At 59.0% G+C, this 14,730-nt stretch carries 17 protein-coding genes; 6 read left to right on the plus strand and 11 right to left on the minus strand.

What is annotated here, in order from left to right:
* Positions 1-57: 57 nt before the first annotated feature.
* Positions 58-1,257: a glycosyltransferase family 4 protein gene (locus ACP7D9_RS19270; RefSeq protein ID WP_101159264.1), complete on the minus strand. Its 1,200-nt coding sequence runs from the start codon at positions 1,255-1,257 to the stop codon at positions 58-60.
* Between the two features lie 40 nt (positions 1,258-1,297).
* Positions 1,298-2,050: a sulfate transporter CysZ gene (gene cysZ / locus ACP7D9_RS19275; RefSeq protein WP_101159265.1), complete on the minus strand. Its 753-nt coding sequence runs from the start codon at positions 2,048-2,050 to the stop codon at positions 1,298-1,300.
* A gap of 312 nt (positions 2,051-2,362) precedes the next feature.
* On the opposite strand from cysZ, the gene trxB reads away from it, so the two are divergent.
* Entirely contained in the window at positions 2,363-3,325 is a 963-nt protein-coding gene (trxB, locus tag ACP7D9_RS19280) for a thioredoxin-disulfide reductase (protein ID WP_016771656.1), read from the plus strand.
* Between the two features lie 189 nt (positions 3,326-3,514).
* On the opposite strand, the gene ACP7D9_RS19285 is transcribed toward trxB, so the two are convergent.
* The 5 genes from ACP7D9_RS19285 to ACP7D9_RS19305 form a co-directional block, all read right to left on the minus strand.
* Positions 3,515-3,853 (minus strand): HopJ type III effector protein, encoded by a 339-nt coding sequence (locus ACP7D9_RS19285; protein ID WP_101159266.1) that lies wholly within the window; start codon positions 3,851-3,853, stop codon positions 3,515-3,517.
* Positions 3,846-4,142 (minus strand): DUF1244 domain-containing protein, encoded by a 297-nt coding sequence (locus ACP7D9_RS19290; RefSeq protein ID WP_056782977.1) that lies wholly within the window; start codon positions 4,140-4,142, stop codon positions 3,846-3,848. Before ACP7D9_RS19290 ends, ACP7D9_RS19285 begins: the two co-directional genes overlap by 8 nt.
* Before the next feature lie 99 nt (positions 4,143-4,241).
* Positions 4,242-4,613, minus strand: coding sequence for a dihydroneopterin triphosphate 2'-epimerase (gene folX, locus ACP7D9_RS19295; RefSeq protein ID WP_101159267.1), 372 nt, complete (start codon positions 4,611-4,613; stop codon positions 4,242-4,244).
* 72 nt (positions 4,614-4,685) lie between these two features.
* The gene (gene folM / locus ACP7D9_RS19300; protein ID WP_426159155.1) at positions 4,686-5,396 is read right to left on the minus strand and encodes a dihydromonapterin reductase; all 711 of its coding nucleotides are present in this window, start codon (positions 5,394-5,396) and stop codon (positions 4,686-4,688) included.
* Positions 5,397-5,454: 58 nt separating this feature from the next.
* Positions 5,455-6,024 (minus strand): antibiotic biosynthesis monooxygenase, encoded by a 570-nt coding sequence (locus ACP7D9_RS19305; RefSeq protein ID WP_312995213.1) that lies wholly within the window; start codon positions 6,022-6,024, stop codon positions 5,455-5,457.
* A gap of 211 nt (positions 6,025-6,235) precedes the next feature.
* Between ACP7D9_RS19305 and ACP7D9_RS19310 the strand changes: the two genes are divergently transcribed.
* Positions 6,236-7,195 carry a MerR family transcriptional regulator gene (locus ACP7D9_RS19310; RefSeq protein WP_426159157.1) on the plus strand — a complete coding sequence of 320 codons (960 nt, stop codon included), beginning with the start codon at positions 6,236-6,238 and terminating at the stop codon, positions 7,193-7,195.
* A gap of 3 nt (positions 7,196-7,198) precedes the next feature.
* Here ACP7D9_RS19310 and ACP7D9_RS19315 read toward each other — a convergent pair whose 3' ends face one another.
* Together ACP7D9_RS19315 and ACP7D9_RS19320 are read right to left on the minus strand one after the other, a co-directional pair.
* Positions 7,199-7,804, minus strand: coding sequence for a hypothetical protein (locus tag ACP7D9_RS19315; protein ID WP_101159270.1), 606 nt, complete (start codon positions 7,802-7,804; stop codon positions 7,199-7,201).
* Positions 7,805-7,858: 54 nt separating this feature from the next.
* Entirely contained in the window at positions 7,859-8,335 is a 477-nt protein-coding gene (locus tag ACP7D9_RS19320; protein ID WP_101159271.1) for a PAS domain-containing protein, read from the minus strand.
* A gap of 153 nt (positions 8,336-8,488) precedes the next feature.
* Between ACP7D9_RS19320 and ACP7D9_RS19325 the strand changes: the two genes are divergently transcribed.
* The 4 genes from ACP7D9_RS19325 (at position 8,489) to ACP7D9_RS19340 (ending at position 11,871) form a co-directional block, all read left to right on the plus strand.
* On the plus strand, positions 8,489-8,944 hold the full coding sequence (locus ACP7D9_RS19325; protein WP_101159272.1) for a flavodoxin: 456 nt from the start codon (positions 8,489-8,491) through the stop codon (positions 8,942-8,944).
* 175 nt (positions 8,945-9,119) lie between these two features.
* Complete coding sequence (locus tag ACP7D9_RS19330; RefSeq protein WP_101159273.1) at positions 9,120-9,902, plus strand: class II aldolase/adducin family protein; 783 nt, start codon at positions 9,120-9,122, stop codon at positions 9,900-9,902.
* Positions 9,902-10,804: an alpha/beta fold hydrolase gene (locus ACP7D9_RS19335; RefSeq protein WP_426159161.1), complete on the plus strand. Its 903-nt coding sequence runs from the start codon at positions 9,902-9,904 to the stop codon at positions 10,802-10,804. Before ACP7D9_RS19330 ends, ACP7D9_RS19335 begins: the two co-directional genes overlap by 1 nt.
* A 155-nt stretch (positions 10,805-10,959) precedes the next feature.
* Positions 10,960-11,871, plus strand: coding sequence for an SDR family oxidoreductase (locus tag ACP7D9_RS19340; RefSeq protein ID WP_426159163.1), 912 nt, complete (start codon positions 10,960-10,962; stop codon positions 11,869-11,871).
* Between the two features lie 43 nt (positions 11,872-11,914).
* On the opposite strand, the gene ACP7D9_RS19345 is transcribed toward ACP7D9_RS19340, so the two are convergent.
* Complete coding sequence (locus tag ACP7D9_RS19345; protein WP_101159276.1) at positions 11,915-12,175, minus strand: hypothetical protein; 261 nt, start codon at positions 12,173-12,175, stop codon at positions 11,915-11,917.
* Positions 12,172-14,352: an S-type pyocin domain-containing protein gene (locus ACP7D9_RS19350; protein ID WP_426159165.1), complete on the minus strand. Its 2,181-nt coding sequence runs from the start codon at positions 14,350-14,352 to the stop codon at positions 12,172-12,174. The genes ACP7D9_RS19345 and ACP7D9_RS19350 overlap by 4 nt, the downstream gene beginning before the upstream one ends.
* Positions 14,353-14,730 lie beyond the last annotated feature (378 nt).

Raw genomic sequence — 14,730 nt, forward strand, 5'->3', positions numbered from 1 at the left:
TCTCACTGGCGCTATCGCTGGCTTGCCAGCGATAGCGGCTTCGCAGTCAGCATCGATTCAAGGAAGTGTTTGCGCATCGGGGATCACTTGCTCCCCCACACAAGCGCCACGCAAATACCCTTCGAACTGCTCGATAATCGCCCCCCAGCCCTGGCGACTGCCATGTTGCCGCGCATTCAGCCGCACACAGCGCAACCGCTCATCCTCCTCCAGCAACCACGCCGCCGCTTCGCAAAAGGCCTGCTCATCGCCGGGCATGGCTGACACGCCGTTGTAGCCGTGGCGAATATGCTGCGCCGCCGCTGCCTGGTCATACGCCACCACGCCAAGCCCCGAAGCCAGGGCTTCGAGCACCACATTGCCGAAGGTTTCGGTCAGGCTGGGAAACACAAACAGATCCCCGCAGGCATAGTGCGCAGCCAGGGTTTCCCCACGCTGCGCGCCGCAGAAGATCGCTTCGGGCAGGTCTTTTTCCAGCGCCGAACGCTGCGGGCCATCTCCGATCACGATCAGCTTCAGATGGCGCTGTGGATAAGCCTGCCGCAGGGTTTCAAAACAACGTTTAAGCAGACCGAGATTTTTCTCCGGGGCGAGCCGTCCGACATGAATCACGGCAATGTCCTGCTCGGTCAGCCCCCATTTTTCACGCAACGCACTCTGACGTTTGCTGGGGTGAAACAACTGGCTGTCCACACCCCGCGACAGCAACGCCAGGCGCTCGAAGTGCCGTCGTTCCAGCTCCAGGCGCTGACTGACGCTTGGCACCAGGGTCATTGCCGAACGATTGTGAAACCAGCGCAAGTAATGGGTGAGCATGCGCGTCAGCAGACCCAGGCCGTACTGGCTGGTGTACTGCTGAAAGTTGGTGTGAAAGCCACTCACCACCGCAATCCCCAGGCGCCGTGCCGCACGCAAGGCCGATAACCCGAGCGGGCCTTCCGTGGCGATGTACAGCACATCCGGGCGCTGTCGTTTCCAGCGCCGCAGCAATTTATGCATCGACGATTGGCCCCACTGCAGCCCGGGATAGCCCGGTAACGGCCATCCGCGACACAGCAACAGCGCATCGTCTTCGCTGCGTTGCGGATCGCTGGCCTGGCGCGGACGCACCAGTTCCACCTGATGCCCTCGCGCACGCAAACCTTCGCACAAGCGGCCAAGGGTGTTGGCCACGCCGTTGATTTCGGGTGGGAAGGTTTCGCTGATCAGGGTGATATGTAGAGCTGTCGTCATGACCTCAGTGTCGGCTGAGGCCATGTCGACGTTGTGACGTTCGGATGATGGATTTGTGACGCGGTCAGTGTTGTATCACCAGATTTTCGGCGCCACGCTCGCGCACCCAGAACAACGTCGCCCCGGCCACGGCGGCCGGCATCATCAGGATGTTGACCACCGGAATCAGCAGCACCAGATAAACGATCCCGCCAAAACTCATGCTCTGCCAGCGCTTCTGCCGCAGCCAGGCGAGCATTTCGTTCCAGCCCAGTTTGTGGTTGTCCGCCGGGTAGTCGATGTACTGGATGGCCATCATCCACACGCCGAACAACAGCCACAGCGGCGCGGCGATGATATTGACTACCGGAATGAACGAAAGGATGAACAGGCCGATGGCGCGCGGCAGGAAGTAGCCGAGCTTGCGCATTTCGCGGGCCAGGGTGCGCGGGATCATCGCGATCAGTTCGCCCCAGCTGAACGCTGGGAAATCATCGGTGCCGCGCACCACTACTTCGACTTTCTCGGCCAGGAAACCGTTGAACGGCGCGGCGATAATGTTGGCAAGCATGGTGAAGGTGAAGAACACCATCAGCGCCACCAACACTACAAACAGCGGCCAGAGGATATAGCTGAGGAAACTCAGCCATTCAGGTAGCGATGGCATCAGCGTGTCGACCCACAGGCTGAACTGGTGGCCGGCCAGATAGATCAATCCGACGAACAACACCAGGTTGATCGCCAGCGGCAGCAATACAAACAGGCGCAAGCCAGGGCTCAAGACCAATCGAAGGCCTTCGCGCAGGTATTGCGGGCCGGATAGAACAGGGGCGGGCATAAGGTGCTCCGAAGCAAGGGAAAACGCGCCGACGTTACCGGCTTTGTCAGTACCGCGAAAGCACGAGGGAGTGATCGACATCCACTGTAACAAAGAGGTCTATCTCGTCAGCGTCTGCGCATAGAGACCACCTATGAGCTGGATTGTTAAACCGTATTTCCTTAATCTTGCCCCCCTCGATACGCTGCACCCAACTTTTTACAGGACTGTCGAGTTCAAGCCTTCCCCAAGGTGTCCACGGTCCTTTTTTATTCCGCCGGCCGTCCGGCGTCCGCGCCTGATTCTTCATGGCCGGCCAACAGGAGCAGATTCATGTCTGAAGTCCGTCATTCGCGAGTGATCATTCTCGGTTCCGGCCCTGCCGGTTACAGCGCTGCGGTCTACGCCGCCCGCGCCAACCTCAAGCCACTGCTGATCACCGGCATGCAGGCCGGCGGTCAACTGACCACCACCACCGAAGTCGACAACTGGCCGGGCGATGTACATGGCCTGACCGGTCCGGTGCTGATGGAGCGCATGCGCGAGCACGCCGAGCGTTTTGAGACCGAGATCGTGTTCGATCACATCAACGCCGTCGACTTCGCTGCCAAGCCGTACACCCTGACCGGCGACAGCGCGGTCTACACCTGCGATGCGCTGATCATCGCCACCGGTGCCAGCGCCCGCTACCTGGGCCTGCCGTCGGAAGAAGCGTTCATGGGCAAAGGCGTGTCGGCCTGCGCGACCTGCGACGGTTTCTTCTATCGCAACAAGCCGGTCGCCGTGGTTGGCGGTGGCAACACGGCGGTTGAGGAAGCGCTGTACCTGGCCAACATCGCCAGCACCGTGACCCTGATCCACCGTCGCGAAACCTTCCGCGCCGAGAAGATCCTGATCGACAAGCTCAACGCCCGTGTGGCCGAAGGCAAGATCATCCTCAAGTTGAACGCTAACCTGGACGAAGTCCTCGGCGACAACATGGGCGTGACCGGTGCGCGTCTGCGCAACAATGATGGCAGCTTTGATGAGATCAAAGTCGACGGCGTATTCATTGCCATCGGTCACACCCCGAACACTTCGCTGTTCGAAGGCCAGTTGACGCTGAAGGACGGTTATCTGGTTGTACAAGGCGGCCGTGAAGGCAACGCGACGGCCACCAGCGTCGAAGGTATCTTCGCTGCCGGTGACGTGGCTGACCACGTCTATCGTCAGGCCATCACCTCGGCCGGCGCCGGCTGCATGGCGGCACTCGACACCGAGCGATACCTGGACGGCCTTCAGAACGCCACGTTCTAAGACCGCAGGGCAGAAAAAAACCGGCCAGAGATTGGCCGGTTTTTTTTTGTCCGCTATTCACCGCCGCTATACATCCAATGTGGCAGCGGGCTTGCTCGAAAGCGGTGTGTCAGGTCACTTGTGTGCCGGATGTGAAATCGCATTCGCGAGCAAGCACGCTCCCACAAGGGGGATGTGTGGCTGCAGAGATCAGCGGCGCGTCAGCGGCTGCGCGGCGAACTTCACACCGGCCAGACCGTGCTTGATCAGCGCACGAATATTGCCGTGATCGCTGCCCTCTGGGGTCGCCAGCACCGAGCGGTAATGCTCGCCGAACGCCAGCAGCGCTTCTTCGTCGCTCAAGCCTTCCAGCAGGGCCAGACCGAGCGTCTTGCATGAGCCTTCGTTTTGCCCGGCAGCGTTTTCCACGCCGCCGTTATTGAACGCCTGCGGTTGATAGTCGTAACCGGCGGCAATGAACGCCAGAGTATCAGCGAAGGCATGTTCGCCGCTTTTGAGGCTGGCGCGAAGGGTGTTCAAATCAGTCATTGGGTTTTCCTTTGGCAAACGCTGCTTGCTGCTCGGCGCTGGCTTCTTGCTGGTATTGGGCTTTCCACTCGGCGTACGGCATGCCGTAAACCACTTCGCGGGCATCATCGAGGCTGACCTCGATCTGGCGTTGGTCGGCTTCGGCCTTGTACCACTTGGACAGGCAGTTGCGGCAGAACCCGGCGAGGTTCATCAGGTCGATGTTCTGCACATCCTTGCGGCTGTCGAGGTGAGCGACCAGTCGGCGGAAGGCGGCGGCTTCGAGTTCCAGGCGTTGTTGATCAGTCATGGGGGTCTCTGCGGGACAGCTTTGAGCGGCAAGCTTCAAGCTGCAAGATTGGATCGGGGTCGGTCATTAGCTTACCGCTTGAAGCCTGACGCTTGTAGCTCAGCGGCTTGCCGCGAGCGTAATCGATACCGACTCGGCGAAGCGCAGCGCGTGAGGTTTGTCGACTTCAACTTCGGCGTACAGCACCGATGCATTGGTCATCACCAGATCGAGCAATTCTTGCGTCAGGCGCTCTAGCAGCGCGAAACGGTTGCCTTCAACGTGGGCGATGATCGCCTTGGTGATGGTGCGGTAATTCAACGCGTGGTCGATATCGTTGTCGCGCACGGCTTCTTGAGCCGCGTACAGGATGGACAGGTTGATCAGCACATCCTGCTTGTTGAGGATTTCGTCCTCGTTGATGCCGATAAAGGTGCGCAGACGCAGATCCTTGACCCGGATGCGCGCCATTCCCGGTTGAAGTTGTGGCATTGATTTGCTCCGTCCAGTCTATTGCAGGCGTTCTGGTGGATATTACTCGACTCGTGGTCGAAGCGGGACGGCCTATTTGACGTGCCGGCCGCCGTTTACAGTCAGGGTCGTGCCGGTGACATAGGGATTGTCGAGCAGATAGCGCAGGCTCTGGTAGATCACTTCGCTGCCGGGCTCGATGCCCAGCGCGGACTTGGCCAGCGCCTTGGCGCGATACGCAGCGTCATCGTCGGGGTTGAACAGCAACAGCGCCGGTGCGATACCGTTGACTTTGATTGCGGGTGCGAAGCGTGCGGCGAACGACAACATCAGACTGTCGAGACCGGCCTTGCTGGCGCAATAGCCGATGTGCTTGCTGCTGCCTTTGCGGGTGACGTCGTCGCTGACGTGGATGATGTCGGCAGGCGCCGAGCGCTGCAGCAACTCGGCGCAGTGCAGGTTGATCAGATAGGGCGCGAGCATGTGAATGTTGAACATACGATTGAAGGCTTCAGCTTCACTGCCCGGAGTTTCCGCCAACCATTCGGAGGCGTTGTGCACGATCGCACGCAGGCTGTCGGTGTGAGCTTTGAGTGCGTCGATGAAGGCCAGGATGGCGGCCTCGCTGGAAAAGTCCGCGAACAAGGCTGTCGCGCCCAGATCGCGCAATCGCTGCACGCCCGGACGCTCGGTCCGGTACGTGAAGATGACTCGGTGGCCATCCTCCAGTAAACGCTGCGCGCAGTGCAGGCCGACACGCTGGCCGGCGCCGGTGATGAGGATCGGGGCTACGGAATCTGGCATGGGCGGCTCGTATCGCGGCTGAAGCGAAAACTATAACAGGCTCGCCGCCCTGTGAAGATCAGCGATTCTGCGCCGAAGGTGTGGCAGGCAGTGGCCTCGTCGGCGTGCTGTTCAGCCAGTTCGCCAGCAGGCGCGTCGACAACGGAATGAAGAAGTACACCATCAGCGGTGTCAGGCAGGCCGTGCCGATCAATATGCGCGGCAACAGGCTCAACTCAGCGAGCAGCGGGCCGAGAACAAAATTGAATATCAGCGACACCGGAAAAAACGCCAGCCAGATCGCCACGGCCTGTTTCCAGCGCGGCGGACGTTGTCCGGCAGCGCCAAACCAGCCCTCGATGCCGCTGACCCGATGTTCCTTGGGATGTTCGAACAGGTCGCTGCCCCGGTTCAACCAGGCCATGCGCGATGCAGAATATTCCCACGCATGCAGGGTTTGCTCATCAACAAAGCGAAAAATGATCTGGAATTCGTTATCACCGGGCGGTGGCGCAAGGACGCCGGAGCCCAGGTAGCCGGGAAAATCGGTCGCCAATTGTTCGCCTTCGCGCAGCCAGGCGATCAGATCGTGATACCGGCCATCGGCGACGCGACGCGCTACCATCAGCGTGACGGGGGAAGTAGACATTGTGTATCTCCGCATTTCGAGTGCTTCGCTCCGGGTAAGAGCTTCGCCTGACGCAGACCAGGGTGGAGGCCTGCGCTTTACAACAAGCAAGGATTATTCCTGATTTTGTCGATTTAACCAGTCACTTTCGCCCCCGATCGTCACTTGAACGTTTGCGCCCCATCATGTTTAGAATGCGATCCAATGAACTGACACGGAAGCTGATCGCCAGATGCCTGTAATCACGGATCCACGCCCGGCTTCGACATCTCCCGGCACACTCGATCGCGAAGAGCTGTTTCCCATTCGTGAAGTGGCGCGCCTGACCGGGGTCAACCCAGTGACCCTGCGGGCCTGGGAGCGTCGGTACGGATTGATCCAGCCAACCCGCACCGAAAGCGGCCATCGTCTGTATTCAATGCACGATATCGAACGGGTTCGCGTTATTGTCGACTGGATCGATCGCGGCGTGGCGGTGAGCAAAGTTGGCAAGATCCTGGCCAAGACAGAGCCTCACAAGGTTCTGTCAAACTTCATTTCCGACGACCATGTGCAGGCCGATTACAGGCAATGGCAGGAGCAGATTCAGCAGGCGGTCAGTGAATTCGACGACCAGCAGCTGGATCGCGTCTACGGGCAGGTTTTCTCGTCGTACACGCTGGCGGTGGTATTTGAAGCCATCATCATGCCGTTGTGGCGGCAGCTGCTACAGCGCCAGGACGCCTTCGGGCAGACCAGCGAGTGGTTGTTTTTCGACAGTTTTCTCAGGGTGCGCGTGTTGCAGCGCATCGTCATGTTGCGGGGCGCGCAACCGCGTCGGGTGATCGTCAGCGCACTCGCTGGTCAGTGCAGAGAGCTTGAATTGCTGGTCGCGGCGCTGTTTCTCAGCGGCAACGACTCTTACGTGCGGGTGCTGACGACGGGCCAGCCTTTCGATGAATTGACGCTGGTCTGCGAAAAGATCAAGCCTGACGCGCTTGTGCTGTTTTCCAATCATGCCCCCGGGCCGGACTTGCCCCGGCGTCTTAATCGCCTGGCGCTAAGCCTGGATTGTCAGTTGATGCTGGCCGGCGATGCCTGCGAACTGGCCGAAGACAGCCTGGCCGGCTCGGCAGTGGCATGCCTGGGTAGCGAGGGCGCGACGATGCGTCAGCGCATGAAGCAATTCCTCGCAGGCAAGCTTGATACCTGAAACTCAGGCGTGCAGGGCAGGGTGGGTCAGGCGATGCTGTTGCAGGATGAACTGGCGCAGGCGCTCGGTTTCGTCGGCATCGGTCTGGCTCAGTTCGTAAGCGAAGAAGCCTTGCTCGGTTTCACGCTCGAAATGGCCGCGCAACGAGATGCGCTCATAACCGGAAGGGCTGAACCACAGGGCGAAATGTTTCGGGGGTTTGGTTTTGTTGCGTACTTCCAGCAATACACCTTTGTGGGACACTTCATGCACCCACAACATGCCGGGTTGGCCCTTGGCGTTTTCCAGTGCCACTGGCTCTTCAAGTACCAAGCGCCACGGGCGCACCATCGGGCCGTCTTCGTAAATGCTCGGGACACCGAGACGCAGGTGCAACGCGTGGAACTCGTCTTCCACCAGATGCAGCGGAAAAGTCATCTGCTGATTTTCGAAGTTGGCCTGGATCGTCACTTGCTCATGCGCTGCCAGGCGCGTCAGCAAATCGCGAATCTGCGAACCGCCATTAACCAGCAGACTCGACGTTGCATCCCGCACATTCAGTTGCGGGTTGTGCTGCATGGTCTGGATGAAATCCAGCTCATCCTGAGTGAGAAGGGCGTCGCGCTGCATGGCTAACTCGAAGTGGATAGTTACAAAGTCATTGGTGATTGTAGTTAATGACCATCAGTTCGCGCTTTTGTTTGCGCCGTTCGTCGCTTTGATAGCCGCCAGCTCGTCCTGCAATGCAGCCACTTGTGCTTCCAGCTGCGCTACCCGCTGCTGTGCCCTGACCTGAACGGTCACATCCTTTTGCACACCGATGAAATATGTCTGGCCGTCATCGGCGTTCTTTACTGTCGACAGCGACAACTCATTCCAGAACGGTGTGCCATCCTTGCGATAGTTGCGCAGGATTTCGCGGCACGAACCACCCGTTCGCAACGTCTCGCGAATCAGTTGCAGACTCTGTTGGTCGCGGTCGCCAGCCTGCAGGAAGCGACAGTCCTGGTAGAGAATCTCTTCACTGCTGTAGCCGGTCAGCCGTTCAAAAGCGGGGTTTACGTAAATCAGGATGTTGTCCTGCTCGCCTTCCTTTTCAGCGACCACGATCCCGTCATTCGAGGCGTTGATCACCATTTGCAGCAGACTTGCGTTGATCATCCCAGAACCCCTCCCGTTGTGTCAGTGGCTGGCATTCTAGAAGAAAGGCACGGACTGTCTATAGGCCATCAGCGCGCAGTGAGAGCTGATCGCAGCTACGGCGCATGGGCTGTTACTATCGCGGCTCTTTTTTTCAATTTCAGGATCAGATTGATGAAAGTCGCCATTCTCTCCGGTTCGGTCTATGGCACCGCCGAAGAAGTCGCCCGCCACGCCCAGAACCTGCTGAAAGCCGCCGGCTTTGATACCTTTTACAACTCGCGCGCCACGCTGGCCGATCTTCTGGCGTCCGGCCCTGAGGCCCTTCTTGCCGTCACTTCGACCACTGGCATGGGCGAGTTGCCGGACAACCTGCAACCGTTGTATTCGACCCTGCGCGATCAGTTGCCTGCCACATTGCGCGGCCTGCCCGGCGCGGTGATCGCCCTCGGTGATGCCAGCTATGGCGACACCTTTTGCGGCGGTGGCGAGCAGATGCGCGAGTTGTTTGCCGAATTGGGCGTGAATGAGGTGCAGGAAATGCTGCGCATCGACGCCAGCGAAAGCGTGACGCCGGAAACCGATGCCGAGCCGTGGCTGGCGCAACTGATCGAAGCGCTCAAGGGCTGATCGGCCAGGATTTTCGCTGCACCTTGCAAGCGTCGTTGTGTCGGCAGTGATACAGGCTGTCTGCATGACTGACTCGTTCAGTCATCAAGCTGGCTGCCAATGCAACTACGCGATGCCCTGCGCCTGACTAGACTGCTGACACGAGCAGAACAAGAAGAACGCAGAGGTGCATACAGTGAGCGTAGCCCCCGTCCAGTCGTCGCCGAATGTCAAAGACCAGGTCAGCGCTGCCGAGTGGCAGACTCGCGTCGACCTTGCCGCCTGTTATCGCCTGGTCGCGCTGCATGGCTGGGACGATCTGATCTTCACGCATATTTCCGCCAAGGTGCCCGGCACCGAAGATTTTCTGATCAATCCGTTTGGCTTGATGTTCCATGAAATTACCGCTTCAAGCCTGGTGAAAGTCGATCAGGCCGGCAATAAACTCATGGACAGCCCTTACGAGATCAACCCGGCCGGTTACACCATCCACAGCGCCGTCCACGAGGTGCGCCACGATGTGGTTTGCGTGCTGCATACGCACACTGCGTCGGGCGTGGCGGTGTCGGCGCAAAAGCAGGGGGTGCTGCCGATCAGTCAGCAGTCGTTGTTCGTGTTGTCGAGCCTGGCTTATCACGCCTATGAAGGTGTGGCGCTGAACCATGAAGAGAAGGCGCGTCTGCAGGCCGATCTCGGCGACAACAACTTTCTCATGCTGCACAACCACGGTTTGCTGACCTGCGGCGGCACCATCGCCGATACCTTTCTGATGATGTTCACCTTCCAGCGTGCCTGCGATATTCAGGTCATGGCACAAACGGGTGGGGCGGAACTGATCGCCATCGAACCGCAGATTCTCGCCGGCGCCAAGGCGATGATTGCCGGCGTGACCAAGAGCGCGCAGGGCATGGGCGGCGCGCTGGCGTGGCCGGCGCTGCTGCGCAAACTCGATCTCCAGGATCCGGGGTATAAATTCTAATGCCGCTCGCCGAGATTCCGCTGAGTGTCTGGCGCAAGGGCAGCCGGACGTTCGTTTTCCGTGGTCAGACGATTCGTTACTGGACGGTCGGGCAGGGTGAGCCGCTGCTGTTGATCCACGGTTTCCCGACCGCCAGCTGGGATTGGCATTACCTGTGGCAGCCACTGGCTCAGCGTTATCGGGTGATCGCCTGCGACATGCTCGGCTTCGGCGATTCGGCGAAACCGCGCAATCACACCTACAGCCTGCTGGAACAGGCCGATCTGCAACAGGCGCTGCTCGCCCATCTGCAGGTTGAACAAGCCGTGCATATTTTCGCTCATGACTATGGCGACAGCGTCGCTCAGGAATTACTCGCGCGGCATTACGAAAAACGCATCGAAGTAGCCAGTTGCGTGTTCCTCAATGGCGGTCTGTTTCCGGAGACCCACCGGCCTTTACTGATGCAAAAACTGCTGCTCAGCCCGATTGGCTGGCTGCTCGGCCGCGCCTTCAGCCGTGAAGCGCTGGTCAAAGGATTTCGGCAGATCTTCGGCCCGCAGACCCAGCCGAGCGAAAGCGAACTGGATGATTACTGGAGTCTGGTCGACAGCAACCATGGCCCGCGCATCCTGCACAAATTGATTACCTACATTCCGGAGCGCCGGGTGCAGCGCGACCGCTGGGTGGCTGCCATGCAGCGGGGGGACATTCCCTTGCGGGTGATCGACGGCGCATTCGATCCGATCTCCGGCGTGCACATGGTCGAGCGTTATCGCGAACTCATCCCTGATGCGGACACCATTTTGTTGCCGGGCATCGGCCACTATCCGCAGACCGAAGCCCCGGTGCAGGTGCTCAAGCACTATCTGGCGTTTCGTGATCATCTGGTATTGCCTCCGCGCAAGGTGGCTTACTCCTGATTTTCATCGAGAGCAGAGGCTCTAGGCGAGCTGGCAGTCTCGATCATCCCCCAGCCTTATCGCGCACCATTCAGCCCCAGCCGTGTTCGTTGTGACCCAAAGCGCCGTGCCTGACACTCGGGACCACTATCCCCTGGCCTGCTGGAGTTGCTGCAATGAATGAGCCTGTGCGTTTCGAAGATAAAGTCGTGATTGTCACCGGCGCCGGTGGCGGCCTCGGTCGTGCGCATGCGCTGCTGTTCGCCAGACAGGGCGCCAGGGTATTGGTCAACGATCTCGGTGGCTCGACGCAGGGCGAGGGCGCCAATGCCTCGGCCGCCGACCGCGTGGTGGCGGAAATTCGCGAGGCTGGTGGTATCGCCGAAGCCAACCATGACTCGGTCACCGACGGCGACAAACTGGTGCAAAACGCCCTCGACGTCTTTGGCCGCGTCGACGTGGTGGTCAATAACGCCGGGATTCTGCGCGACAAATCGTTTCACAAGATGGACGACGCCGACTGGGATCTGGTTTATCGCGTCCACGTCGAAGGCGCCTACAAGGTGACTCGTGCTGCCTGGCCGCATCTGCGCGAGCAAAACTACGGTCGGGTGATTTTCACGGCATCGACTTCGGGCATCTATGGCAATTTCGGGCAGTCCAACTACGGCATGGCCAAACTCGGGCTTTACGGGTTGACCCGAACGCTGGCGATCGAGGGACGCAAGAACAACATTCTGGTCAACGCCATCGCCCCGACCGGCGGCACACGCATGACCGAAGGCCTGATCCCGCCGCAAGTCTTCGAGCAGCTGAAGCCGGAACTGGTCAGCCCGCTGGTGGTGTATCTGGCCAGTGAGCAGTGTCAGGAAACGTCCGGCCTGTTCGAAGTCGGCGGCGGCTGGATGGGCAAGGTGCGCTGGGAACGTAGCCTCGGCGCCGGCTTCGACCCGCGCGAAGGGTTCTCGCCGGAGGATGTGGCGGCGCACTGGCAGCAGATTTGTGATTTCGAAGGCGCGGCGCACCCGAACGACAATATCGAAGCGTTGAAGGAAATGATGGCGAATTTGCAGAAGTATTCGATTTGAAATTAACGGAGCCACCAACCCTCGCGGCGGGTGGCTCCAGTTTTCAAATGTATCTTTTTTCTGTCATGAACTTGGGCGGCTTCCAGTTAGGTCCTTTGATAGCTAGGCCCTTTTCTCCCTCCAGCAAAATCCCGGCAGCGAAGAGCCGAGAGTACGATGCTTCCAGGGCCCCATACTCGTTGATCAGGTCTCGATTGTGGCGTCTGATCGTCATGTCCAGATGTGGCGTTGCCTGAAGTAACGCGAACACCGTGACTATGTCATCCAGAGGTTCATTTTTAACGATCATTTCAACCGTGCTCATTGCCACATCTCCTTCAGCAATTTCTGGTAATCACGTTCTTCCTGCTCCGTTGCAGCAGCCAGTGCTTCGGGCGTGTAAAGAAGTTTGGGATCGTCTTGCAACTGGAAATCTTCCAACGTTGCCGTATGCACGTTATTCCAGATCGGTGACCCGATCTCAGGCATCTCGGTATCACCAAAGCCTAAAGCTCTGAATCTTTCGAACTCCCTTATCTCGTGAGTGTAGAAACGTTTGTCAGTGTCGGTAGCTTCGAGTTCTCCACGAGCGATTCGCTCCAGGCGTTCAAGCATTACGTCATTGGCAGCTGATTGCGGAAACTTCGAAATGTGTAACTTCACTATGTCCGTTCCTTCCGGTGAAACAATGGCTGTTGTCCACTGCAGATCTGCTATTTCATCTCCGATCTCGTCAGGGTTGAAACCACGTCCGCTGTGCTTCCCCTCTTCGGTCGCCCCCTCATACGGACCGCTGAACACCACATAAAGCGGCTCTATCCCCGAATCAGCCGGAAACACGATGATGAATTGATCCCAGCCTTCGACCAGGATCGGGTTCAGATCCAGCCGCCCCTCAAGCGGAACAATGGAAGCGCCGGGATAGGCGGGAGAACCGGTATCCACTATTGGCAAAGCGGTCGATTGGTCACCCGGTGAGATAGCGGGTGTCCAGGTCAGCACGTCGGTGGGCGAGTCCGATAGCGCGATCTGGTATACGTCGTTGAGCAAATCGTATGCGGCATTGAGAACCAGCACACTTGAGCGAATATGGAAGTCATCACTCGTAGCGACGAACACTTGCGTGCCAGCCCCGAGTCGCCTGATGCCTAGCCCGACCTGCATCTCCAAAGTACCTTGCCGGTCTGCGATTTCACGCAGTGTCTCGGCCGGCTCGGACGACAACTCGGCCAGTGGAACGCTCATCGCAAAGCGTTCCCCGTTGCCCAGAGGTGACGGCATCAATAGCGCTGCGAACCCCATCAATACCGGACTGCCGAACAGCGCCGTGCCCGTCGCTGTCAGGGTCGCTTTTGCCGTACGTAGCGCATTGAGTATTCCCGCCGAGGTAGCCGGGCTGAGCGGGACGGCTGTCGAAGCGAAAGAAACGGCCGGGCCGTTGCTGGCCATTGCTCCAGAGGCCGGAAAGACATGCTTCCTGTCCTCCTGTAACCGAGCCTGATCTGCCGCATGGGCCAGCGCCGCTGCTTCAGCTTTGGCTTGTGCCTCGGCCCGGGCGATTTTCAACTCAGCCAGCCGCTCTTTCTCCCGAGCTTCAGCCTCGGCATTCAGGCGCGCGGTCTCAGCCGCCAATCGAGCCTGTTCGGCATCCCGACGCTGTTTCTCCGCCAACGCGGCCAGACGCGCCTGTTCGCGTACGCGGGCTTCTTCCTGCTCCCGGCGCACCGCTTCGGCAATGTCACGCTGGCGCTGTTGCTCTGCGGCAATGCGGGCACGTTCTGCAGCTTGGCGTTGCGCCTCTGCCGCTGCCGCCTGTGCCTGATCCTGGGCTTGTACGGTGGCCAGCCAATTGAGTACGCCAGCCTGTTGCTGGTTGAGCAGGGCCAATGTCTGGCCCAGCAGCCGCGCTTCGTGGGCGGCCCGAAACGACTCGCTCCACCACGCTCTGCTGCGGACCGCTGCGCCATGCGCGCGCCGATTGGCCGATGCCTGATTCAGGTAATCCTTGAAGGTTTTTCCCAGTGGATCGCTGCCATAAAAGCGATTGGCAATCGCGGTCTGCCGTTGAAACTCGGCGCTCTTGCGTTGAATCAACGTGTTCCTGACGCCCACTTCGCGGGCCAGTGCTGCGGCAGGTGGCAGAGGATTCGTCGGCCCTTCCAGCCTGGTCGCCGCCAGTTCGACCTCAATGGTTTGTGGAATCGAGGCGGTTCTTGCGTTGAATTCCTGTTCCACGGCGACTTGCGTTTCATGCATCAATTCACGCGTCTGCGGATTGGCGCCGGCAGGGCCGAACATGCCGCTGTAGGAGTATTTCATGTCGCGTTCTTTGAATGGTTCGAAGCCATCAGGACCGAACTCCCTGATATGTACTGGATCCAGTTCCAACGGTGGAGGCTTTGGCATATTCATATCCTTTTGAATGTGCGTGTTCACTCGATCGAAAGTGCGCACGGGTGGCGATGACATCCGTGTCACCAGCGAATGGTTGAGGTGTTTCAAGTTACCTCAGAGTGGCGGTAATCAAATCCGAGAAGCCCGTCAGTAACAGGGCGTTATGTCGAAAGGGTTTTCGCTGGTTTTCATCGATGCAGAAGGAATTCGTCCAGGCTTCGAAGAAATGTCTGACGCGCTGATCGGAAGCGTTGCCGAACCGCTATCCAGCCTTTTTGAACGCCCATAAAAAAGGCCGCTGCAGACGCAGCGGCCAAGGTAAGACGTTGGATCAAGGAGCTACAAATCAACGTCAGTGAACAGCGGGGCGATAAACCGAAAATCGATTCATCCGAAATCTGAAGCCAATTGCTCGCGCGTTCAGCGCAGCGAGCTCGGCGCTTTCACGTTTGCGGGAAAGCGGTCTCAGAATACGGGCTTGAGACT

It is taken from the genome of Pseudomonas sp. TSRC2-2, from assembly GCF_049897785.1.
Taxonomy (GTDB): domain Bacteria; phylum Pseudomonadota; class Gammaproteobacteria; order Pseudomonadales; family Pseudomonadaceae; genus Aquipseudomonas.

Excerpts from the sequence above, each read along its gene's own strand:
- trxB (WP_016771656.1), top strand. The coding sequence starts at position 2,363 with ATGTCTGAAGTCCGTCATTCGCGAGTGATCATTCTCGGTTCCGGCCCT.
- ACP7D9_RS19310 (WP_426159157.1), top strand. The coding sequence starts at position 6,236 with ATGCCTGTAATCACGGATCCACGCCCGGCTTCGACATCTCCCGGCACA.
- ACP7D9_RS19325 (WP_101159272.1), top strand. The coding sequence starts at position 8,489 with ATGAAAGTCGCCATTCTCTCCGGTTCGGTCTATGGCACCGCCGAAGAA.
- ACP7D9_RS19285 (WP_101159266.1), bottom strand. The coding sequence starts at position 3,853 with ATGACTGATTTGAACACCCTTCGCGCCAGCCTCAAAAGCGGCGAACAT.
- ACP7D9_RS19345 (WP_101159276.1), bottom strand. The coding sequence starts at position 12,175 with ATGAGCACGGTTGAAATGATCGTTAAAAATGAACCTCTGGATGACATA.
- ACP7D9_RS19340 (WP_426159163.1), top strand. The coding sequence starts at position 10,960 with ATGAATGAGCCTGTGCGTTTCGAAGATAAAGTCGTGATTGTCACCGGC.
- cysZ (WP_101159265.1), bottom strand. The coding sequence starts at position 2,050 with ATGCCCGCCCCTGTTCTATCCGGCCCGCAATACCTGCGCGAAGGCCTT.
- folM (WP_426159155.1), bottom strand. The coding sequence starts at position 5,396 with ATGCCAGATTCCGTAGCCCCGATCCTCATCACCGGCGCCGGCCAGCGT.
- ACP7D9_RS19320 (WP_101159271.1), bottom strand. The coding sequence starts at position 8,335 with ATGATCAACGCAAGTCTGCTGCAAATGGTGATCAACGCCTCGAATGAC.
- ACP7D9_RS19290 (WP_056782977.1), bottom strand. The coding sequence starts at position 4,142 with ATGACTGATCAACAACGCCTGGAACTCGAAGCCGCCGCCTTCCGCCGA.
- ACP7D9_RS19305 (WP_312995213.1), bottom strand. The coding sequence starts at position 6,024 with ATGTCTACTTCCCCCGTCACGCTGATGGTAGCGCGTCGCGTCGCCGAT.
- ACP7D9_RS19335 (WP_426159161.1), top strand. The coding sequence starts at position 9,902 with ATGCCGCTCGCCGAGATTCCGCTGAGTGTCTGGCGCAAGGGCAGCCGG.
- folX (WP_101159267.1), bottom strand. The coding sequence starts at position 4,613 with ATGCCACAACTTCAACCGGGAATGGCGCGCATCCGGGTCAAGGATCTG.
- ACP7D9_RS19315 (WP_101159270.1), bottom strand. The coding sequence starts at position 7,804 with ATGCAGCGCGACGCCCTTCTCACTCAGGATGAGCTGGATTTCATCCAG.
- ACP7D9_RS19270 (WP_101159264.1), bottom strand. The coding sequence starts at position 1,257 with ATGGCCTCAGCCGACACTGAGGTCATGACGACAGCTCTACATATCACC.